The organism is Variovorax sp. CCNWLW235 (genome assembly GCF_037204085.1).
Lineage (GTDB): Bacteria > Pseudomonadota > Gammaproteobacteria > Burkholderiales > Burkholderiaceae_C > Variovorax.
In genome coordinates this window covers 37,993-59,260 of the sequence record NZ_JBBCBW010000001.1, presented here as the reverse complement: position 1 = coordinate 59,260, position 21,268 = coordinate 37,993, and the positions used below count along the sequence as shown (strand labels likewise).

Annotated in this window: 18 protein-coding genes; 14 read left to right on the top strand and 4 right to left on the bottom strand. The window is 63.2% G+C overall.

What is annotated here, in order from left to right:
• Positions 1–142 precede the first annotated feature (142 nt).
• Genes V9L21_RS00285 through pdxA form a run of 3 tightly spaced genes read left to right on the top strand, consistent with a single transcriptional unit; the run spans position 143 to position 3,347 of the window.
• Complete coding sequence (locus tag V9L21_RS00285) at positions 143–1,510, top strand: MFS transporter (RefSeq protein WP_337308245.1); 1,368 nt, start codon at positions 143–145, stop codon at positions 1,508–1,510.
• Positions 1,507–2,280, top strand: a complete 774-nt coding sequence (locus tag V9L21_RS00280) for a Nif3-like dinuclear metal center hexameric protein (protein ID WP_337308244.1) — start codon at positions 1,507–1,509, stop codon at positions 2,278–2,280. Before V9L21_RS00285 ends, V9L21_RS00280 begins: the two co-directional genes overlap by 4 nt.
• Positions 2,277–3,347 carry a 4-hydroxythreonine-4-phosphate dehydrogenase PdxA gene (pdxA, locus tag V9L21_RS00275; protein WP_337308243.1) on the top strand — a complete coding sequence of 357 codons (1,071 nt, stop codon included), beginning with the start codon at positions 2,277–2,279 and terminating at the stop codon, positions 3,345–3,347. The genes V9L21_RS00280 and pdxA overlap by 4 nt, the downstream gene beginning before the upstream one ends.
• Here pdxA and mscL read toward each other — a convergent pair.
• Positions 3,344–3,778, bottom strand: a complete 435-nt coding sequence (gene mscL, locus V9L21_RS00270; protein WP_337308242.1) for a large conductance mechanosensitive channel protein MscL — start codon at positions 3,776–3,778, stop codon at positions 3,344–3,346. The genes pdxA and mscL overlap by 4 nt on opposite strands.
• A gap of 187 nt (positions 3,779–3,965) precedes the next feature.
• On the opposite strand from mscL, the gene V9L21_RS00265 reads away from it, so the two are divergent.
• The 9 genes from V9L21_RS00265 (at position 3,966) to V9L21_RS00225 (ending at position 14,693) form a co-directional block, all read left to right on the top strand.
• The gene (locus tag V9L21_RS00265; RefSeq protein ID WP_337308241.1) at positions 3,966–4,655 is read left to right on the top strand and encodes a phosphatase PAP2 family protein; all 690 of its coding nucleotides are present in this window, start codon (positions 3,966–3,968) and stop codon (positions 4,653–4,655) included.
• A 385-nt stretch (positions 4,656–5,040) separates the two neighbouring features.
• Positions 5,041–6,204 (top strand): polysaccharide biosynthesis/export family protein, encoded by a 1,164-nt coding sequence (locus tag V9L21_RS00260; RefSeq protein ID WP_337308240.1) that lies wholly within the window; start codon positions 5,041–5,043, stop codon positions 6,202–6,204.
• The gene (locus tag V9L21_RS00255; protein WP_337308239.1) at positions 6,201–6,656 is read left to right on the top strand and encodes a low molecular weight protein-tyrosine-phosphatase; all 456 of its coding nucleotides are present in this window, start codon (positions 6,201–6,203) and stop codon (positions 6,654–6,656) included. Before V9L21_RS00260 ends, V9L21_RS00255 begins: the two co-directional genes overlap by 4 nt.
• The gene (locus tag V9L21_RS00250; RefSeq protein WP_337308238.1) at positions 6,653–8,905 is read left to right on the top strand and encodes a polysaccharide biosynthesis tyrosine autokinase; all 2,253 of its coding nucleotides are present in this window, start codon (positions 6,653–6,655) and stop codon (positions 8,903–8,905) included. The genes V9L21_RS00255 and V9L21_RS00250 overlap by 4 nt, the downstream gene beginning before the upstream one ends.
• A 341-nt stretch (positions 8,906–9,246) precedes the next feature.
• Entirely contained in the window at positions 9,247–9,957 is a 711-nt protein-coding gene (locus tag V9L21_RS00245) for a sugar transferase (protein WP_337308237.1), read from the top strand.
• A 13-nt stretch (positions 9,958–9,970) separates the two neighbouring features.
• Positions 9,971–11,119: a polysaccharide pyruvyl transferase family protein gene (locus tag V9L21_RS00240; protein WP_337308236.1), complete on the top strand. Its 1,149-nt coding sequence runs from the start codon at positions 9,971–9,973 to the stop codon at positions 11,117–11,119.
• A gap of 11 nt (positions 11,120–11,130) precedes the next feature.
• Entirely contained in the window at positions 11,131–12,201 is a 1,071-nt protein-coding gene (locus V9L21_RS00235; protein WP_337308235.1) for a glycosyltransferase family 4 protein, read from the top strand.
• Positions 12,201–13,460 (top strand): hypothetical protein, encoded by a 1,260-nt coding sequence (locus V9L21_RS00230; RefSeq protein WP_337308234.1) that lies wholly within the window; start codon positions 12,201–12,203, stop codon positions 13,458–13,460. The genes V9L21_RS00235 and V9L21_RS00230 overlap by 1 nt, the downstream gene beginning before the upstream one ends.
• A 3-nt stretch (positions 13,461–13,463) precedes the next feature.
• Complete coding sequence (locus V9L21_RS00225; RefSeq protein ID WP_337308233.1) at positions 13,464–14,693, top strand: lipopolysaccharide biosynthesis protein; 1,230 nt, start codon at positions 13,464–13,466, stop codon at positions 14,691–14,693.
• Positions 14,694–14,745: 52 nt separating this feature from the next.
• On the opposite strand, the gene V9L21_RS00220 is transcribed toward V9L21_RS00225, so the two are convergent.
• From V9L21_RS00220 to V9L21_RS00210, 3 genes are all read right to left on the bottom strand, one after another.
• Positions 14,746–17,835: a YjbH domain-containing protein gene (locus V9L21_RS00220; protein WP_337308232.1), complete on the bottom strand. Its 3,090-nt coding sequence runs from the start codon at positions 17,833–17,835 to the stop codon at positions 14,746–14,748.
• Complete coding sequence (locus tag V9L21_RS00215; RefSeq protein WP_337308231.1) at positions 17,832–18,455, bottom strand: YjbF family lipoprotein; 624 nt, start codon at positions 18,453–18,455, stop codon at positions 17,832–17,834. The genes V9L21_RS00220 and V9L21_RS00215 overlap by 4 nt, the downstream gene beginning before the upstream one ends.
• A 134-nt stretch (positions 18,456–18,589) precedes the next feature.
• Positions 18,590–18,886, bottom strand: coding sequence for a hypothetical protein (locus V9L21_RS00210; RefSeq protein WP_337308230.1), 297 nt, complete (start codon positions 18,884–18,886; stop codon positions 18,590–18,592).
• Between the two features lie 295 nt (positions 18,887–19,181).
• On the opposite strand from V9L21_RS00210, the gene petA reads away from it, so the two are divergent.
• Both petA and V9L21_RS00200 read left to right on the top strand, forming a co-directional pair.
• The gene (petA, locus tag V9L21_RS00205; protein ID WP_126745569.1) at positions 19,182–19,796 is read left to right on the top strand and encodes a ubiquinol-cytochrome c reductase iron-sulfur subunit; all 615 of its coding nucleotides are present in this window, start codon (positions 19,182–19,184) and stop codon (positions 19,794–19,796) included.
• Between the two features lie 14 nt (positions 19,797–19,810).
• On the top strand, positions 19,811–21,247 hold the full coding sequence (locus V9L21_RS00200) for a cytochrome b (RefSeq protein WP_258504444.1): 1,437 nt from the start codon (positions 19,811–19,813) through the stop codon (positions 21,245–21,247).
• Positions 21,248–21,268 lie beyond the last annotated feature (21 nt).

Below are 21,268 nucleotides of genomic sequence, written 5' to 3'. Positions count from 1 at the left end.
CGAAGCGAGCCCACACGGCTCCGGACTCCGGCCTTCCGCAACGCCCACCCGGCGCACGCGGCCAGGTGTTTCGCCGGCGCGCTGCCTTTCCGCTTTCAATCCCCTGGCGGTCCTGCGTGCGGCAACGACTTCCCTGCCAGCCATGACTTCTCAAGCCCTTTCTCCGGACGTTTCCCCGGACGCTTCTCCGGACGGCGCCCGGCCGCTTTCGGCCCGCACGCTCGATTCCCGCGACTACAAGACCCTTGCCCTGTCCGCCCTTGGCGGAACGCTGGAGTTCTACGACTTCGTCATCTACGTTTTCTTTGCCACTGTGCTGGGTGCGCTTTTCTTTCCGGCGGACATGCCCGACTGGCTGCGGCAACTGCAGACCTTCGGCATCTTTGCCGCCGGCTACCTGGCCCGGCCGGTGGGCGGCATCGTCATTGCGCATTTCGGCGACCTGCTCGGCCGCAAGCGCATGTTCACGCTGTCGATCTTCCTGATGGCGGCGCCCACGCTGGTCATCGGCCTGCTGCCCACCTACGCCAGCATCGGCATTGCCGCACCCTTGCTGCTGCTGGCCATGCGCGTCCTGCAGGGCGCGGCCATCGGCGGCGAAATGCCCGGCGCGTGGGTGTTCGTCGGCGAGCACGTGCCGGCGCAGCGCTATGGCTTCGGCATCGGCACGCTGACCTCGGGCATCACCGGCGGCATCCTGCTCGGCTCGCTCGTTGCGGTGGGCATCAACCGCTACTACCTGCCGGCCGAGGTGAGCGACTTTGCCTGGCGCATTCCCTTTGTGCTGGGCGGCGCGTTCGGGCTCGTTTCCGTGTACCTGCGCCGATTCCTGCACGAGACACCTGTCTTCAAGGAACTGGCGGACCGCAAGACCGTCGCGCGCGAGCTGCCGCTGCGCACGGTGCTGCGCGAGCATCGCGCCGCAAGCATCTATGTGGGCCTGCTGACCTGGGTGCTGTCGGCCGCTATCGTCGTGGTGGTGCTGTACACGCCCACCTACCTGCAGAAGGTGCATCACATTCCGGCCGCGCTGGCCCTCGAAGCCAATGCGCTGGCCACGCTGACCCTGACCATCGGCTGCGTACTGGTCGGCTGGGCATGCGACCGCATCGGCACGCGCGCCGTCATGCTGATCGGCTGGGGCGGATTGTTCGCGACCGCGTACCTGTTCTACACGGGGCTGCCGGGTACGCCGGCCACGCTCTTCTGGCATTACGGCCTGGTGGGCCTTTTCGTGGGCACCATTGCCACGGTGCCGATTGCCGGCGTGCGCGCGTTCCCGGCCCCGGTGCGCTTCACCGGCCTTTCGTTTGCCTACAACATGTCGTATGCGGTGTTCGGCGGGCTGACGCCCGTGATCCTGACCGTCTGGCTCCAGCACGACACCATGGCGCCGGCGCATTACGTTGCAGTGCTGGCCGGGCTGGGTTTCCTGCTGGCGCTGTGGCCCCTGGCGGCACGCGGCCATGCCATGCGCGATGGAGGCGGGAGCGCGACAATGTCGCGATGAGCACCACCCGCCACGAACTGCTGCACGCCTTCGACCTGCTTCTTGCGCCTTCGCGCTTCAAGGACTACGGACCGAATGGCCTGCAGGTCGAAGGCCGCACCGTGGTGCGGAAGATCGTCTCCGGCGTAACCGCGAGCCGTGCGCTGATAGAAGCCGCCATTCACGCCGAGGCCGACGCCATCTTCGTTCACCACGGCCTGTTCTGGCGCGGCCAGGACAGCTGCGTTACCGGTTGGATGAAGCAGCGCCTGGGCCTGTTGCTCGGCGATGACGTCAATCTCTTTGCGTATCACCTCCCGCTCGACGCGCATCCCGAGCTCGGCAACAACGCCCAGCTGGGCCTTCAGCTCGGCCTGCTGGCGCATGCCGGCTCCACCGGTCGCTTTGGCGAGCAGGAACTCGGCTTTCTGGGCGGGCGCGAAAACGGCGAGAGCTTTGCCAGCGCCAAGGAGCTGGCAGCCCACGCCGAAAAGGTTCTCAAGCGGCCCGTCACGCTGGTGGATACCGCCCACAAAGCCATCAAGAACATCGCCTGGTGCACGGGCGGCGCGCAAGGCTACTTCGAGGCCGCCATTGCCGCCGGCGCCGATGCGTTCATCACCGGCGAGATCTCCGAACCCCAGGCCCACTACGCCCGTGAGATGGGCGTCGCCTTCCTGGCTTGCGGGCACCATGCCACCGAGCGCTACGGCGCCCAGGCCGTGGCGGCCCATGTGGCGGCGCAGCTCGGCCTGAAGCACGAGTTCATCGACATCGACAACCCCGCATGAACGGCGGCAAGGCTCCTGCCGCTGCCGCCGGCGCTCCCTTGGCGGTCACGCTCGGCGACCCCGCGGGCATCGGCCCGGAAATCATCGTCAAGGCCTTCCGCCAGGCGCCCGACGCCGCGCGCGGCGCCTTCGTGGCCGGCGACGTGGGCACCATGCGCCGTGCGTCCCAGGCCCTGGCGCAGCCCGGACAGCCGGCATGGCCCGTGGCGGAGATCGAGCACGCGGCGGAGGCGGCCGCCATGCCGCCGGGCTGCATTCCCGTGCTGCAGGTGGTGGCGCCACCCGCGCACATCGTCCCCGGGCAGATCAGCGCCGAGGCCGGGCGCGTGGCGGGAGAGTGCGTGGTCTGGGCCGCGCGCGCCGCGTTGCGGGGCGACATCGCCGCCATCGTGACGGCACCGCTGCACAAGGAGGCGCTGGCAGCGGCGGGCTTTCCGTATCCGGGGCATACCGAGCTGCTGCAGGCCGAGGCCGCTGCCCATGCGGGCGTTGCCGTGGACGGCATGCCGGTGCGCATGATGCTGGCCAACGACGACCTGCGCACCGTGCTTGTCAGCATTCACATGTCGCTGCGCGACGCCATTACGGCGGTGAGCTTCGGCAATGTGCTGGAAACGCTGCGCATCACCCACCGTGCCTTGCACCGCATGCTCGGGCGGGCGCCGCGCATCGGCGTGGCCGGTCTCAATCCGCATGCGGGTGAGGGCGGCCTTTTCGGTAGCGAAGAGCGCGACATCATTGCGCCCGCCATTGCGGCGGCGCGCGCCGAGGGCATCGACGCCGGCGGTCCGCATGCGCCCGACACCGTCTTCATGCGTGCGAGGGCCAAGGCGGGCGTACCCGGGAGCGGCGAATTCGATGTGGTGGTGGCGATGTACCACGACCAGGGGCTGATTCCGGTCAAGTACCTGGGCGTGGAAAAGGGCGTGAACGTAACGCTGGGCCTGCCGCTGGTGCGCACCAGCCCGGACCACGGCACCGCGTTCGACATTGCGGGCAAGGGCCTGGCCGACGCCTCGAGCCTCGTCGAGGCGCTGCGCATGGCCAAGACGCTGACGGGCGCCTAGGGGCGATTCTTCAGGCTGTCGCGAATCTCGCGCAGCAGCGCAATGTCTTCCGGCGGGGCCACCGGGGCCGCGGGCGCCTCGGCATGGACCTTGCGCAGCTTGTTGATCTGCTTGACCATCATGAAGATGATGAAGGCAAGAATGACGAAGTTGACCGCGATGGTGATGAAGTTGCCATAGGCCAGCACCGGTACGCCGGCCTTCTTCAGGTCGGCGAGGTTGTTGGCCACGCCCGCCGGCACGGAACCCAGCACCAGGTACAGATTGGAAAAATCGAGCTTGCCGAACACCAGCCCGACCACCGGCATGATGATGTCGCCGACGAGCGAGTCGACGATCTTCCCGAACGCCGCGCCGATGATCACGCCCACCGCGAGATCGACGACATTGCCCTTGACGGCAAATTCCTTGAATTCACTGAGGATGCTCATGATTGCGATGTGCCGGGTGCACAGGTGTTGAAGATGGCGGGAGTATGCCTGTGGAATAATCCGCGCGCCCTGAACCGGACCGACACATGGCTGTAGTTCGAAAGAGTTCCGGGCGGGCGGCCGGCTTTAATAATAACGATTCAATGCCCGGCCCCGCACCGAAAAGGCGCAATTCCATTTTAAATCAATGAATAGTTTCTGGTTAATGGTCACCGGGCTCGGTGACAGCGGCTTTCTATTGCCCGCCGCATTGTGGATCGCAATTTGGCTGGCGGTCGACCGCGGCACGCGCCCGGCCGCGGTGCATTGGGCGCTCCTATTCGGCGGATGCGGCCTTGCCGTGATGCTGTCCAAGCTGGCTTTTCTGGGTTGGGGAATCGGCAGCGCCCGCTTCGATTTCACCGGCTTCAGTGGGCACACCGCATTGGCAACCAGCGTCTGGACGGTCGTCTTTTGGCTTGCGGCGCTGCGGTTTGCACCATTCTTGCGCATTGCTGCGGCCATTGCGGGGTGGGCGTGGGGCGTCGCAGTCGGGGTATCGCGGCTGGCGCTTGAAGTGCACTCCACCGCAGAGGTCGTGACAGGCGTTGCGCTCGGCACGGTTGTGAGTGCCAGCTTTCTCTGGCTGCAGCGCAACAGGCTGCCCATCGTGTCGCTGCGAACGCCCCGCTGGCTGGCGGCGGGTGTCGTGGTGCCGCTGTTGCTTTTCGTCGTCGTGGGGCGGCCCGCACCCACTCAGTACGCGCTGGAATCCGTGGCCGCCTGGATGGCGGGCATCGAGCGCCCATACAGGCGCAGCGATCTTCTGCACGGCCGCCACCCCGCCCGTACACCCACCGGCAATTCACAGGTGCTTACAAAAGAGCAAACCTTTTAGACGACTGGCCAATACGGGCCAATTGTCGTTTGGATGAGACAATTGATCCCTCCAGCGGGTTAATTGATAGTTCACAGTTGCAAACCGCTCGCGGCGGCTTTGCATGTCCATCGAAGGTCTTCATTCCCCAATGAAAACCGGCCTCTCGGCAATGCGATCAAGCATTCCCCTGCGCAGCCTCGGGATATTCGACAGATAGACACATTTTTTTCGTCTATTCAACGGAAAACGGGCGATGCGCGGGCAGCGACAATTCGGCCGGCGCGCCTGGCGACAGCGCGAAGGCTCGCTTTCACGAACCGTGACAAAAAGGTCGAGGCCAAATGCGGATTGGGCTCGGGCCTTGCATATGAATCACGGAATGTCGAAAAAACCAATTTGTGCAATGGGGATCAATTTGACACGCTACGTGCACCTGTCAGGGTGGGGTTTTGCCCTAGTCGGCGCGTTATTGCTGCAGGGTTGCGCACCGGGTTTCAGTTCTGTATCCGCCTACGAGGCCGACCAGAGCCTGCCCCCGGAGTTCCAATACCTGCCGGCCGACGGCGCACCGGATGGGGTAATTACCTCGATTTCGCCTGCGCTCATCCGCGCAATGGCCGAGGCCCAGCCCACGGCCGTTCCGTCCGACGTGAAGGCGCTATTCGGCGAGGCGCCGGTCTACACCATCGGGCCGGGCGACGTCGTGGGCGTGATCGTGTACGACCATCCGGAGCTGCTGCCCAACGCGGGCGCGGTCATTACGCAGCAGGCCGACCCGACCGGCATCAGCGTGGCGCCCGGCTTCATCGTCGGTGCCGACGGGCAGATCACCTTTCCCTACATCGGGCGCGTCAAGCTCCAGGGGCTGACCGAAATCGAGGCTTCCGATCTCATCGCGAAGCGCATTGCGGCCTACATCCGCGATCCGCAGGTGACCGTGCGCATCCAGTCCTTCAGAAGCCGCCGCGCCTTCGTTGAAGGCGAGGTGCGGACCCCGGGGCTGCAGATCTTCACCGACGTGCCGATGACGCTGGCCGAAGCCATCAGCCGCGCCGGCGGCATCACCGCGAACGGCGACCGTTCGCTGGTCACGCTGCAGCGCGGCGGCAAATCGACGCTCATCAACCTGACGAACCTCCAGGACCTGGGCGCCGATGCCAGCCAGATTCCGTTGCGCAACGGCGACGTGATCCAGGTGCGGCACCGCGACGAGAGCAAGGTGTTCGTGATGGGCGAAATCTCGCGTCCCTCGGCGCTGCTCATGCACAACGGGCGGCTCAGCCTGAACGAAGCGCTCGGCGAGGCCGGAGGGCCCAACCTGGCTTCCGCCAACACCGGGCAGGTCTACGTCATTCGCAACAACGCCAGGGGCCTGCCGGCCATCTTCCACCTGAACGCGAAGAACCCGGCCGCGCTGGCACTGGCCGAGCGCTTCCCGCTGCAGCCGCGCGACGTGGTCTACATCGATTCCGTGCCGCTCGTGACCTGGAACCGCCTGGCGAGCCTGATCCTGCCGGCGGCGCAAGTCATCAATGCCGGCGACGAGGTCTGGAGCCGCCACAGATGAAATCCATCCTGACCGTCTGCATCGGCAACATCTGCCGAAGCCCCATGGCGGAGGGCCTCCTGGCCGCCGGGCTGCCGCATCTTCGCGTGGTGTCGGCCGGTACGGGCGCGCTCGTGGGCAAGCCGGCCGATGCCATGGCGCAAAGGCTCATGCAAGAGCGCGGCATCGACATCTCGGCCCACGTCGCGCAGCAGGTGAGCCAGCTGCTGTGCCGCCAGGCCGACCTGATCCTGGTGATGGACATGGAGCAGCGCCGCTACCTCGAGGCGACCTACCCCTTCGTGCGCGGCAAGGTCTTTCGCATCGCGGAGGCCGCCAAGCAGGACGTGCCCGACCCCTACCGGAAAGACGAGGCGGCCTTCGAGCATGCCCTGGCCCTCATCGACGTGGGCGCCAGGACCTGGATCGATCGCATTCTGAAAATTACAAAACCCGAGCAGCAATCGACATGAACGCACCCCAGCAAGCCGCCCTGCCGATGCCAGCGCTGGAAGAAGAGGGCGAAGGAATCAACCTCGTCGAGTACCTCGACATCCTCGTCGACAACCGCTGGCTCATTGCCATCGTCACTGCGGCGGCCTTGTTCCTCGGCTTTGCCTATGCCTTCTTCGGCAAGCCCATGTACGAAGCCAACGTGGCGGTGCAGGTGGAAGACTCCGGCAACTCGGCAGGCAGCTTCCTGGGCGACGCAGCGTCTTCGCTGCTGAGCGTGAAGACCCCCGCCGCGGGCGAAATCGAGATCATCAAGTCGCGCGCCATCCTGGCGCAGGCGGTGGAAAACACCAAGCTCTACATCAGCGCGCAGCCCCGCTATGCACCCGTGGTGGGCAGCTGGCTTTCGCGGCGTGCCACCGATCTTTCGAACCCCGGCTTCATGGGCCTGTCGGGCTACGTGACCGGCACGGAGAAGATCGTCGTTCCCCAGTTCGACGTTCCCGCCGATCTCGAAGAGCAACAGTTCTCTCTGACTGTACAAGCCGACAACCGCTACGAGCTGGCCCACCCCGGCATCGAAACGCCCCTCAAGGGCGTCATCGGAACGCCGCTGGTCGCGAATCTTCCAGGCGGCAGCTTGCGGCTCCTGGTCAGCTCCGTCAGCGCCAAGCCCGGCGCTCAGTTCAGGCTGATCCGTTTCTCGAAGCAGTTGACGCTGCTGTCGCTGCAGGACGGCCTCAAGGTCGTTGAAAAGGGCAAGCAGTCCGGCGTGATCGATGTCAGCTGGAAGCATCCGAGCCCTGAAAAGCTCACGCAGCTGCTCAACGAGATCGGCCGCCTCTATGTGCGCCAGAACATCGAGCGCAAGGCTGCCGAGGCGGAGAAAACACTGGGCTTCCTTGATACCGCGCTGCCCCAGTTCAAGAAGCAGCTCGAGCAATCCGAAGACCTCTACAACCGCTACAGAAACGAGAACGGCACCGTCAGCCTGGACGACGAGGCAAAAAATGCCCTGACGCAGACGGTCGATCTGCAATCCAGGTTGCTCGAAGCGCAGCAGAAGCGGCGCGAGCTCTCCGCGCGCTTTACGGACAAGCACCCGAGCATCCAGACGCTGGACACGCAGATCTCGGCGTGGAAGGGCGAAATCGCCTCGGTCGATTCGCGCATCCGCAAGATGCCGCTGCTGCAGCAGAACACCGTGCAGATGCAGCGCGACATCAAGGTCAACACCGACCTCTATGTGTCGCTGCTCAACAGCTCGCTGCAGATGCGGCTGGCCAAGGAAGGCAAGGTCGGCAACGTGCGCCTGCTGGACGACGCCATCATTCCGGAGGAGCCCGTCTGGCCCAAGAGGCCATTGATCCTCGCCCTCGCATTGCTGCTGGGGCTGATGGCCGGCGTGGCCGCTGCCATCGCTCGAAACTCGTTCTTCGGCGGCATCCGCAATCCGAGCGAGATCGAAATGCACACGGGACTCAGCGTCTACAGCAGCATTCCCCTGAGCGGCGCCCAGCGGATGATCGACCGGAGCATCGAGAACAGGGCGCCCGGCCTGCACATCCTCGCGCTGCAGCATTCGGAAGACCCGGCGGTGGAGAGCCTGCGCAGCCTGCGAACCGCCCTGCAGTTCGCCATGTTGGAGGCGCCCAACAACCGCCTGCTCATCTCGGGAGCAACGCCCGGGGTCGGGAAGACTTTTGTTTCCGTCAATTTCGCGGCAATTACTGCTGCGTCGGGCAAAAAGGTTCTCCTGGTCGACGCCGATTTGCGCAAGGGCCGGGTTAATCAATTCTTCTCAATGTCCCGATCTTCCGGTTTATCCGAATTGATTGCGGGCACATTGAGCCTCGAAAAAGCCATTCGCCCGTCGGTCCTGCCGAATCTGGACGTCATAACGACCGGGGTGCTTCCGCCCAACCCGGCCGAATTGCTCCTGAGCGACTCGTTTTCGCAACTTTTGGAAAAACTGTCGCCAAGCTATGACTTGGTGATCATCGATACGGCGCCGGTGTTGGTGGCTGCCGACACGGCTTCGGTAGCACCGCTCGCGGGCTCGCTGCTGCTGGTGGCCCGCGCCGAGAAAACCCAGTTGGGCGAATTGAACGAGAGCGTGCGGAGATTGGCGCACGCGGGCTGTACGGCCAATGGCGTTATTTTGAATGCTATGGACTTATCGCGGCGCCACGCGGGAAGCAGTAGCTACAAATACGGCGGTTACCGTTACATACACTATAAATATAAAAACAACAGGGATACCACCTAGTTGGCGACACGATATCTGTGAAAATTAGGCCAGAGTGTGGAATTTATCACTCGCAGCACTAATTTGGTGCCTTTGCTCAAAAGCTAATAACAAAGGCCTAGGGTTAAGTACTTCGTTCTTTTGTATTACGTGGTTGAGTCGCTGGGATTGCGCAATGGTTTTTGTGCGCAGCACCCTCCCAGGCTCCCGGGCCGGCCCGTATCGGGCCTGAGCCCGAGCCGCAACTTATCACCGACCCGAGAGGGGCAAGCATTTGCTTGTAAGACGAAAGGTGCTCCAGAAATGAGAGTTCTTAAGCTAAAAACTTGCCTCCGCTTCAAATGTGAGAACGGAGCATTCCTATGACCAATTTCCGTCCCGAGGAATTGACCGCGCCCAGAAGCGAGGAAATGCACACCGAATATTCGGACCCGGCGTGGGAAAAGGTCAATCACCCCGCCATGCTGCGCGCCGCTAAAAGAGCGGTGGATATTGCTGCATCTCTTTTCTTTTTTACCGCTTTCGGCTGGCTTTATGTTTTGCTCGCCATTGGCGTTTTTCTGAGCTCCGGAGCTCCCGTTCTTTATTCGCAGCCGCGTTATGGACGGGGAGGGCGCGTCTTCAAGTTCTACAAGTTCCGCTCCATGCTGCCCAACTCCGCCCAGATCCTCGAGGAGCACCTCAAGAACGATCCGGTGGCGCGCCAGCAATGGGACGACTACCAAAAGCTCGAGAACGATCCCCGCATCACCCGCTTCGGCAAGTTCATCCGCAAGACCAGCCTGGACGAATTGCCGCAGTTCTGGAATGTGCTGGTAGGAGACATGAGCCTGGTCGGCCCCCGGCCATGCATGCTCGATCAGAAGGGGCTCTATGGCGCCGACTGGTCGTTCTATTGCGCCGTGCGGCCCGGAATCACCGGTCTGTGGCAAGTGAGCGGCCGCAATCAGTTGAGCTACAAGAAACGCGTGGCGCTGGACGTGAGCTACGTCGAGACGCTTTCCGTCGGCGGGGATATCGGCATTTTCATCAGGACCATCTGGGTGGTGGCGGTGGGCCACGGTTCTCGGTGACGCTGATTCGAAGATGAAAAAGATTCTGATTTGCGCGGTGCCTTTCAGCGACAACCTGGGAGACGGGGTCATCGCAGCATCGTTGGCCCATATCGCGGGGATGAAGTACCCGCGGGCCACCGTCGAGTTTCTGGACATTGCCGGCCGGGTGGGCTTCGAAGAAGAAAACCTGCGGGGCGGGGGCGCTTTCCGGCTTTTCGCAAAGCTTCCTTCTTTGCTTCGGTCGCTGATCGTTTTTCTTTACTGCCTCAAGGGCTACTTTCTCGTCTGGCGAAAGAACTGGAAAGCCGCGGTCAGCGATGCCGACCTGATCGTCATTGGGGGCGGGCAGCTGTTTTGCGACGTGGCGCTCAATTTCCCGGCCAAGCTTTTTCTGCTGAGCCGCCTTTTGCGCGGAAAGCGAGTGGTGGTCGTGTCGGTCGGGGTCACGGCGCGGTGGTCGTTTCTGGGCCGGTTTCTCGTCAAGCGCTTCATCAGGAATGCAAGGCCGGTTTTCTACGCCACGCGTGACAAGGAATCGGCAAACAACCTGCATACGCATTTCGGAATTCCCAGGGGAAGCATCAGGGTGGTTCCCGATCCCGCGCTGGTTTGCGCCGATGCGTTCTCCGAAGAACTCTCGCCGGAGAAGAACTGGGATATCGGCATTTGCGTGAGCAGCCTCGACGCGCTGGTCATGAACTCCGAATACGCGAACGCCAACTCGACGGAGTCGGCCAAGTTCTTTTCGACGCTCGCCGAATCGCTGCGGGCGGAGGGAAAGCGGGTTCTCTATTTCACCAATGGTGCTTCTGAAGACAACAAGATCCTGAACGAGATTTCTGCGGAATCGAATGCGCCGAAATCCAGTTTCCTGGTTCCGCGGCATCCCGATGAACTGGTTTCCCTGATCAGCGCCTGTTCATGCATCGTGGCGCATCGGCTGCATGCAAACATCGTGGCCTACAGCCTGAACATTCCGTCCATTGGGATGAATTGGGACAAGAAGGTCGAATCCTTCTTCGAGCTGACGAAGCGAAAGCGCTATCTCTTCGACCTGTCGCCTCGCGTGGAAAAACTCGAGGCCTCGGTGCTGGGCGTGCTGAATGAAAAAACTCCGGACCGGCAAACACTCGATCTGCTCAGGGGCGAAGTGGTGGCCGGAATTCATGCCTTGATCTGACTGCGCAGGCCATGAAAATATTGCACGTTGCCGAAACCCTCAAGGGCGGGCTGGAAACCTATTTGCGGATGGTTTCCGGCTTTCAGCAGAACTCCCCCGTGATCACCCAGGCGAAGTTCGTCTTGCCCGGGCCGGTGGAGTGGCTCAGTTCGCAAGACACCCACGTGGTGCCCACGGCGCGCAGCCCCTTGGCGCTTGCGAGCTACGCCGCCGAAGTCAGGAAGATCATCCGGACCGAGCGCCCCTCGGTTCTACATCTCCACAGTTCGATTGCCGGTGGAGTTGTGCGCGCAATGGCGCTGCTCGGCCAGGTGCCGCAAGAGACAAAGATCGTCTATTGCTCGCACGGTTGGGCATTCGACCAGATCGGCCCTTCGTACAAGAAGTCGATCTATCGCTGGGCCGAATGGCTGCTTTCGTATTGGACCGACGCGATCATCTGCATCAGCGACCATGAACTGCGCATTGCAGAGAAATTCGGCATCAAGCGCTGCAGGTGCATTCCGAACGGAATCACCCCCGCGGCGCTGGGCCATGAACAGGGTGCGGCGCTGAAAGAGGTTGAGCCGCGGCAAAGACAGATCCTCTTCGTTGGCCGGCTCGACCGGCAGAAGGGCATCGATATATTGCTCGATTCCTATGTTCGGGTGCAGCCGAAATTCAAGCTGACCATCGTCGGCGGCGCTGTTCGAAACGATCTTTCCCTGGCCCATTCCGATGAGATCGAGTTCAAGGGTTGGCTCGAAAAGGACGAACTCGATGCCGCATACCGGTCTTGCGACGCGGTCATCGTGCCGTCGAGATGGGAAGGCTTCGGCTTTGTAGCGGTCGAGGCAATGGCACGCGGCAAACCGGTTTTTGCCTCCGCGGTGGGCGGCTTGGTCGACATTGTCGAAGACACGAAAAACGGACGGCTGTTTCCGCTCGATCGCCTGGACGAAATGCTGCGCGAGATCGACCAGATCCCGAACGAGGAGCTGGTGCGAATGGGGCAGAACGGGCGGGAGATTTTCGAAAAGAAATACACCGCCGACCGAATGAACTCGGCCATCGTCGATCTCTACAAGGAGTCGGTGCTTTGATGAGATCTTCACCCCTGTCCGGATTCATCAAGCTGTTCTGCGCAGTGATGGTGCTTGCCGCCATCTCGCTCCCGGCCCAGGCCCGGGGCGTCAGCGAACTGAGCACCGAATATCCGACCGCATTGAGCGTGCAGATCGATCCGAGCGACATATCGGACGAAGACCTGAACGAAATCAGGGCGGCGGGTTTCGAGTTTGTCCGGTTCGGCGTGCGGCCGCCGCTGAAAAGCGTCAACCCCGCAATGATCGATTACTCGAAGCTGATCCGGCGCGTGCGCAATGCCAGGCTCGAAGCCATCGTGACGCTGTTCGGCGGCAGGGAGATCTGGGGGCACGACCCGTCGGACCAGCAGGCCGGCGGGCAGAAGGAAAAGCTGTTCGCGAACTTTGCGGCCGAATTCATGAACGCACACGCCGCCGACGTGGCGGTGTGGGAACTGTGGAACGAGCCCGACCACAAGACCTTTCTGAACCCGGCGCTCTTTTCGAACTTCGAAACTGCCACGGCCGAGTTTTGCCGCAGCATCGCGCAGTTGAAGAACCCGCCGAAGATCGTCATGGGCTTCGGTTTTGCGAAGCTTCCGTTCAACCAGGGGCAGGTTCCACCGCAACTCGAAAATGCTTTTGTGTCCGGGGCCAAGGCCAACTGCCTGACGGACGTATCGATTCATCCGTACCGCTCGGTTCCGGAAACGGCGGTTGCCGACTACGGAAAGCTGCGCGCAAAGCTCGACCAGATGCAACTCGGCAAGGTCGGCATCGTTGCTTCGGAGTGGGGCTATGCGTCTTACCTGCCGGTGCGTGACCGCAACGCGCAGGCTTCGCTGATCTTGCGCGAGTACCTCACCAATGTGGCTGCCGGCATCAAGCTCTTGAATCTCTATGCCTGGAAGGACCGCGGAACCTCCGTGGTTTCGAGAGAGGACAACTTCGGCCTCAAGTCCAAAGGGGGCGAAAAGAAGGAAGCCTTCTCCAGCCTTTCCGAATTCCTCAAGATCGCCAGAAACTCCAGGAAGGTTTCCTACGACAGCGCCTCCGGCCTGAACAAGCTGGTGCTGAGCCGCGGAAATTCATTGCTGCATGTGGTGTGGACGCAAAGCTCGGAACAGAACGTTCTGGTGGCGGCCGACAAGGGAAAGAAGTGCACGCGCGTCGACTTCTTTCCGCAGGTGCGCCACGGGAGCTGCGGCAGTCCGGTCGAAGGAGGCTTTGCCGTCAAGGCAACCACTTATCCGGTTCTGTTCTCGCTGTCGGACTAGTGAATGGCGTCGTTCGCGGGAATCCGAAAACGCCTGGGAGGTCCGATCTATGCAGTTGCAGACCAGTGCATCTATAGCGCGAGCCAACTGCTGCTGAGCTTTGCGCTGGCGCGGGCGTTGTCGCCTTCGGACTTCGGCATTGCTTCGGCTTTTCTTGCGATCGTCAGCTTCCAATACATCCTGCATACGGCGGTGGTGCATGAACCGCTGCTGATCAAGCGCTATTACGCAAGTCGCTCGGCCGCCTGGTGGAGCTGGGCACTGGTTGCCGCGGTGTCGATTGCGGGCTTTCTGGTGTGGCAGTTCACCGGTTTTCCGGGGCCGCTGAACTGGGCCGGAGTCGCGTTGATCATCGGCTACGAAATCTTCTGGATTTCTCGCAGCATCCTGTTGGTGGGGCGGCGGTTCGCAGTGCTGTGCATATCGGGCGTACTGATCAGCATCGGCTATGTGGCGGTGCTGATCGGCCTGAAGCCTGCCTCATGGACACAGGCCCTGTTGTGGATTGCCGTCATCCAGCTGCCCTTCTCGATCCTGATCGCTGCGGGCCTGAAGAACGTGATTGCGCCGCTGCCGGCGCCGGCCACCGCGCAGAGCCTCACCCTCAAGGAAGCGTCGGGCTATGGCTGGAAGGCGAGCCTGTCGCAGCTCATGAGCTGGATCATGACGGGCGGCGCCATATTGCTGCTGGGCTCTTCGGCCGATTCGGCGCAGGGCGGCTTGCTGAAGATTTACATCACCTTCTTGCTGCCCATGCAGTACGTGTTGCTCGCGCTGGGCTACTACATCCTGCCGAAGCTGGCGGCCAGCTGGAAATCCGACCACCGGAAAGACGCTTTTCGCCTGTTCATCAAATTCGTCGTTTTCGGATTCGTGGTGGCGGAAATTGGCGGCGTATTGCTGGGCCTGCTGGGGCCTCATCTGGTGGTGCTGGCCTTCGGAAAGAACTACGGTGGAATGGATTTCTCGCCGTTTTTCTATGCGCCCGCGATCTTCGGCCTGACGATGTGCCTGCGGACCGGCTTCAGGGCCGCGGGCCGGCCCGGCGCTCTTTTGTGGTGCTCGATCTTCGGTGCGCTGGTGTTCGCGGCCTGCATGCTCGTGGCCAGGGGCCCGATCTCCTACATCCAGACCATCAACGCCATGACGCTGGGCTTTGCCTGCATGGCGGTCGCAATGATGGCCTGGCTGTTCTTCATCATGCGCGCCCCCGCTGCGCCGCAGGCTCGCTGAACCTGGCGACGAAAGGGGCGCAAGGGACAGAAGGGGCGCAAGGGCGCGAGCCCTAGCGCCGTTCGAACTTCAGGATGTTGTCGCCCGTGCCCGGGGCACCGCTGTCCGGCGGGCCGAACTTGAAGGCACTCGGGTCGCGCGCGGACGTCATTTCGTACAGCGGGTGGATGCGGCCCAGGCGCGCACCGCCGTCGCGCACCAGCGGCGCCCATGCGAAGTTGGCGGTGAACTTGTTCGAGCGCGGCAGCAGCGCATCGAAGGGCACCGAGATGTAGATGCCCTTGTCGAAGCTGCCTTCGCCGAACTGCCTGGCCGAGATGTTGGTCTTGGTGGCGTAGGCGCCGAGCACCACGCCGTTGTCGAAGCGGCGGCTGATGTCGATGGTGACCCCGCGGTCGCCCGCCAGGTACTGGCCCGCGCTGATCTTGGCCAGGATGCCGTTCCAGCCGGTGTCCCAATAGAGCGTGGCGTGGCCGGTGTTGACCTTGTAGTCGCGCAGGCCGAAGTCCTGGTCGAAGTCGCGTTGGCGCACATGGTTGAAGTCGATGCCGATGGCCATGCGGCTGCGCCATGGCCGATAGAGCCATTCCGCGCCCACGCCCGCGTACATGCTTTCCAGCGCACCGCCGTACACGCTGTAGTACTGGTTGTCCGTGAGCCTGCCGACGTGCGTCAGCTGCAGCACCGGCATGGTCAGGCGCTTGGCGGTAACGAACTCGCGCTGCAGGGTTCTCACGCGCGGCAGGTTGCTGGGCGCCGTGTAGGTGAACTTGTCGAAGTTGTCGAGCAGGCGCAGGTTCAGCGCACCGTTGACCCACGTGCTCGGCGTGAAGCGGTATTCGGCAACCGCCTGCACGCCGATCTGGTAGAGCACGAACGCATTGGGGCCGCCCAGGATCTGGCCGAGGCTGGGTGTCAGGCCGATGCTGAATTTGGGGGTGCGGCGCTCCCACGGCGCGAGCGCCTTGTTGTCGTCCGCGATGCCGGGGGCGTCCCTCGAGGCGATGGCCGCATTGGCATTCGAAATGTTGGGGGGCTGGAAGTCCGCGCCGATGGGCGGAGGCGCGTAGTCGCGCTGGCTGGCCGTGCGCGCTTCGCTCGGCGTTTGCGCCTGGTAGTGCGCCGTGACCCATTCGTTCCGGTCGATCACTTGCGCATGCATGGGCAAGCCGCGTTCCGAATAGTGGATCACGAAGTTCTTGATCGAGCCGGGCGCATCGCGGTGCAGCACGGCAATGATCTGCTCGACGCGCGCGTTGCGGTAGACGGTGGCGCTTTCGGTGATCCACACGTGCAGCATCTGGCCTTGCGGCGCAATGCGCTGGACGGTCCACTCGGTGCGGCTTTCGATGTCGGCCGCGGTGGCGGGCCAGCCTGGCGAAGTGGCGGGTGGCGTTGGCGAAAAGCGGGGCGCCGGGGGATCCGCCGTCTTGGCCATCTGCATGTTCGCCAGGTTGGTCTGCAGCGTGAGGCCCACCATCACCTTGTTGCCGCGCTCCAGGCCGGCAGAAAAGGTCACGCCCGGGGCGTAGCGGTATTCCAGGCCGATGTTGATCGGAGAGCGCCGCGGCTGGTCGTTGTTGAGTGGCTCGTTCTTGTAGTTGTTGCCCTCGAACTCGAGCTTGAGCGTGAGCGGGTCCCAGGGCGTGCGCCATTGCACGCCGCCGAAGAGTGCGGTGGGTCCGCGAAAGAGCCGGCCGAAGTTGGCGCCGCCCCATGTGGTCTCGCTGACGCGGGTCTTGAAGCGGCTGCTCAGCAAGCCGAACGGGTTGCTGATGTTGCCGCTGCTGCCCATGTAGCCCCAGCCGATGCCTAGGCTGAAATCCAGGTCGCCGTGGCGCTTGCTCGCGACCAGGTACTCGGACGAAAAGAGGCCCGTACCGCCGATGTCGCGAAAGCCCAGCGCCACTTCAGGGAGGTAGGCGGACTCTTTCCACAGCCGCGCCTTGAAGTCGATGCTCTTGTCCTTGTAGTCCTGGTTGCTCAGGCCGATGCCGTAGATGCGGTTGCCGATGGACGTGTAGCGGAAGCCGGCTTCCAGCCAATCCAGCGGCTGGAACATCACGTTCAGCCGCGTATAGGGCGAGACATGCGTGATGGAGGTGCGCATGTCCCCCGTCTGGCCCATGCGGGCGGAGGGCGTCTGCAGCAAGCCGGTTTCGCCCCAGTCATTGCCGCTGGGCTGCAGCGCGCGGTACTGCGGTGCCGCCTCGGGGCGCACCGAAACGCTCGTAGGCTGGAACGGGGTGGCCGGCGGAGAGGGCTCTGCCGCCAATGGAATGGCCGCAGGTGCCGCAGCCGCAGATGCTGCAGGAGCGCTGGCGGCAAGGGCGGTAGCTACGGCGGGCGTTTCTGCCGCCGTATTGCCCTGCGGCGACGGCCCTTGCGTTGCGAGAAACTTGATCAGCCCTTCGGAAGCTGCTTCCAGGTCGCCCATGCCTCGAGGTGCCGCCCATACCCAGGCGCCAGGTGCCGGCTCGTCCGACGGGTGCGCATTCCACTTTGCCATGCCGACCCGCGCGGTGCGGCCGTCGGGCTGCGCCACCCAGGCCCAGTCGTGCTTGCCTTCGGGATCGCAGGCCGCCACGTAGTCCCATGCCGTGCGGCCGGGTTCGTGCGCCACCTGGCAGAGCCGCCCGTCGGGCTGCACCACCGAAATGGTGCTCAGGACTGGCGGAGGCGCAATGAGTTGCTGCCCGGCCGTGAGCACCGGATCTTCTTCGGGGTGCGCCTCGAGCCAGCGCGGGTCCACGATGCCGAGCGCAACCCGCCCCGTGACGGGAAGGTTCTGCAGCCATGCGATCAGCTGCTGGCGCCGGGCCTGTTCGGCCCGGGGGGCGCGCCGCCTGGCGGCCTCGAGCCGCAGCAGCACCTGGTTCTTCAAAAATTGCTGCGCCAGCCGTTCCTGCGGAATGCGCCACGACAACCCGGGCGCCGCTGTTTCGGCTGGCTGCCGCAGCAGCCAGGCACTCAGGCGCTCGCCGGGGCGGATGTCGGCATCGTTGGCTGGTGTCTTGTTGTCGACGGGGCTGCTGCCCAGGGGCTGGGCCGCCGCGGCGCAACTGGCCGCGAGCGCGCACGCCACCACCGCGCGGAGAGGCCAGGGTTGTCTGCCGGAGCCACGAAGAAGCAAACGGCTCATGTACCAGCGCTCGCCGCTGCGACGGGTGCTGGGGAAGAAGGCGTCCACTGCTCGAAACTCATACACAGATCATTGGAAATACATTGCTCGGAATAAACGACCCGAGGGGTACCGCCCGCTTGCGAGACGCCGAAGCGCGCGGGAGGCAGCGAGGCGCTTGCCGGCCGGGAAACGCTGCGCTCCTCGTACCAGCGCAGGGAAGCAGCCGCCGTGCCAGCCAGGGCGACTTGCTGCGGTGCGGCAATCGGCGCCAGCACGATCTCGTCGCGAATGCCGAAACGGTAGCCCGGCATCATGTCGCGCTGGCGTTGATAGCTCTTCGCCGGGGGCGTGCTGGCCACATCGGCCGTCCAGGCGGGCAGGCCCGAGAACCGCACCTCCCGCCAATCGGTGGAAAGGCCGGTGGTTCCCACCAGGCGTCCATCGAGCAGCCTGACGACCTCGCCGCTGCCGCTGTACCAGACCTCGACCGCACCTTCGGGACGCTTGTCGATATAGCCGAGCACCATGAACACCGTCTGGTCGCCGGTGGCTACACGCAAATAGCGGTAATTAGGATTAAAGGCGGGCAGGGGCGCCGGAGGGGCGCCGTTATATATATGCCGCGCCGTTGCCAGCATGGCAGAAGAGCCGGAAGAACAGCCGCCAACGCCCAAAAGAAATGCCGCCAAAAGACAGCATTCAACAAGTCGCGTGGCGTGGCCCACGCGCGGACTTTTCAGCGAGTGCCCTCCCGTCAGGAGGGCCCGCACGATCAATTCGTGCCGGTGGTACCTGTACCGGTGCCGCCCGTACCGCCGGTGCCGCTACCGCCACCGCTGTTGCCCCCGTTGCCACTGGCAACGGCAGCTGCCAGGCCGACGCTGGCTGCTATGCCGCCAGCTTGGCCGGCAGTGATGCGGCCGAACGCGGAGTTGGTTGCGCCGGTGGCGCTTGCCGGCTGCGGGCCGGGCGTTTGAACGGGAGGCGTCGGGGTCGGGGCTTGCGCCAGAGCCGAAGAAATGCTCGCAGCTGCAATGACGGTTGCGGAAACCAGAGTCTTGATTTTCATGGCAAACATCCTTTTGATTTGACGATTAACAGTTGGAACAAGATTAGCAGCTAGCGAAGTGTGCCGCAACTAATTTAGCCTTTTGCGACGCTTTGTTGGTGCAAATCGTTGTGTCGAAATGTCTTGTAAATAAGTTGCAAATAAATACTAATTAATTGTTCTTAATTGATCTTCCAAGGGCGCCGGAGAGGCGCGTTCGGGCGTGCTCCGGACCCGCGGCGTTGAATATGCCCGCAACAGCCCGCTACAATCGCCGGTTGACCCTGCTCCAGCGAAGAAGACTTAGAGGATCCCCATGAGTGACATGACCTCCGGCTCCCCCCGGATCGACACAAGCAAGCGGACGTGGTTAATCGCATCCAGCTGTGCCGGCGTAGCGGGAGGCGTGGCCACCGCGATTCCCTTCGTAAGTACTTTCCAGCCCTCCGAAAAGGCCAAGGCCGCGGGCGCTGCGGTCGAGGTGGACATTGCGGGCCTCAAGGTCGGCGAGAAGATCACCGTCGAATGGCGCGGCAAGCCCGTCTGGATCCTCAAGCGTTCGCCCGAGCAGGTGGCCGAGCTCGCCAAGCTCGACGGCCAGCTGGCCGATCCGCTCTCCAAGCGGCACCCCGACGAGTTCACCCCCGAATACGCGCAAAACCAGCACCGCTCTATCAAGCCCGACGTGCTGGTGGTGGTGGGTATCTGCACCCACCTCGGCTGTTCGCCCGTCGACCGGCTCCAGGCCGGCCCGCAGCCTTCGCTGCCGAACGACTGGGAAGGCGGCTTCCTGTGCCCCTGCCACGGTTCCACCTTCGACCTGGCCGGCCGCGTCTTCAAGAACAAGCCCGCGCCTGACAACCTGCCGGTGCCCCCGCACATGTACGTGTCGGACACCAAGTTGCTCATCGGCGAAGACAAGAAGGCCTGAGGCAGAAGAAGAACATGGCTGAATTCCACGAAATTTCCCCCAACGCGCCCGCCGGCGAGAAGCTGCTCAACTGGGTCGACAACCGCTTCCCGCTGACCAAGCTCTGGAACGACCAGTGGGGCAAGTACTACGCGCCGAAGAACTTCAACTTCTGGTACATCTTCGGCTCGCTCGCGATGCTGGTCCTCGTGATCCAGATCGTGACCGGCATCTTCCTGGTGATGCACTACAAGCCCGACGCGAACCAGGCGTTCGCATCGGTCGAGTACATCATGCGCGACGTGCCCTGGGGCTGGCTCATCCGCTACATCCACTCGACGGGCGCCTCGGCGTTCTTCATCGTGGTGTACCTGCACATGTTCCGCGGCCTCATGTACGGCAGCTACCGCAAGCCGCGCGAGCTGATCTGGGTGTTCGGCTGCGCAATCTTCCTGTGCCTGATGGCCGAAGCCTTCATGGGCTACCTGCTGCCTTGGGGCCAGATGAGCTACTGGGGCGCCCAGGTGATCGTGAACCTGTTCGCCGCCATCCCGTTCATCGGTCCTGACCTGGCGCTGCTGATCCGCGGCGACTACGTGGTGAGCGACGCAACGCTCAACCGCTTCTTCAGCTTCCACGTGATTGCCGTGCCGCTGGTGCTGCTCGGCCTTGTGGTGGCTCACCTGATCGCGCTGCACGAAGTGGGTTCCAACAACCCCGACGGCATCGAGATCAAGGCCAAGCGCGGCCCTGATGGCCATCCGCTCGACGGCATCCCGTCGCACCCGTACTACACGGTGCACGACATCTTCGGCGTGGTGGTGTTCCTCACGATCTTCTCGGCCGTGGTGTTCTTCGCGCCCGAAGCAGGTGGGTACTTCCTGGAGTACAACAACTTCATTCCGGCCGATTCGCTCAAGACGCCCAACCACATTGCGCCGGTCTGGTACTTCACGCCGTTCTATTCGATGCTGCGTGCAACCACCGACGACATGGTCAACGTGTTCGCGCTGATCATCGGCCTGGCGGCCATCCTGAACTTCGTCAAGGGCAAGTCGGGCACCGCGCTCAAAATCGCGGTCGTCGTGGTGGCGGCCGTGGCGATCTTCCTGCTCAAGGCCTTCGACGCCAAGTTCTGGGGCGTGGTCGTGATGGGCGGTTCGGTCATCATCCTGTTCTTCCTGCCCTGGCTGGACAAGAGCGAAGTCAAGTCGATCCGCTATCGTCCGGGCTGGCACAAGTATGTCTACGGCGTCTTCGTGTTCCTCTTCCTGATCCTTGGCTACCTGGGTATCCAGGCGCCCGGCGTCTGGGGCAACCTGGTCATCGGTTCGTTCGCGCTCGACATCGCGCAGACCATCTCCCAGATCGGCACGCTTTTCTACTTCGGTTTCTTCCTGCTCATGCCCTGGTGGAGCAGCAAGGGCGAGTTCAAGCCCGTGCCCGACCGCGTGACCTTCGCCGCCCACTGAGAAGCCCAAGAGAGCTCGAGA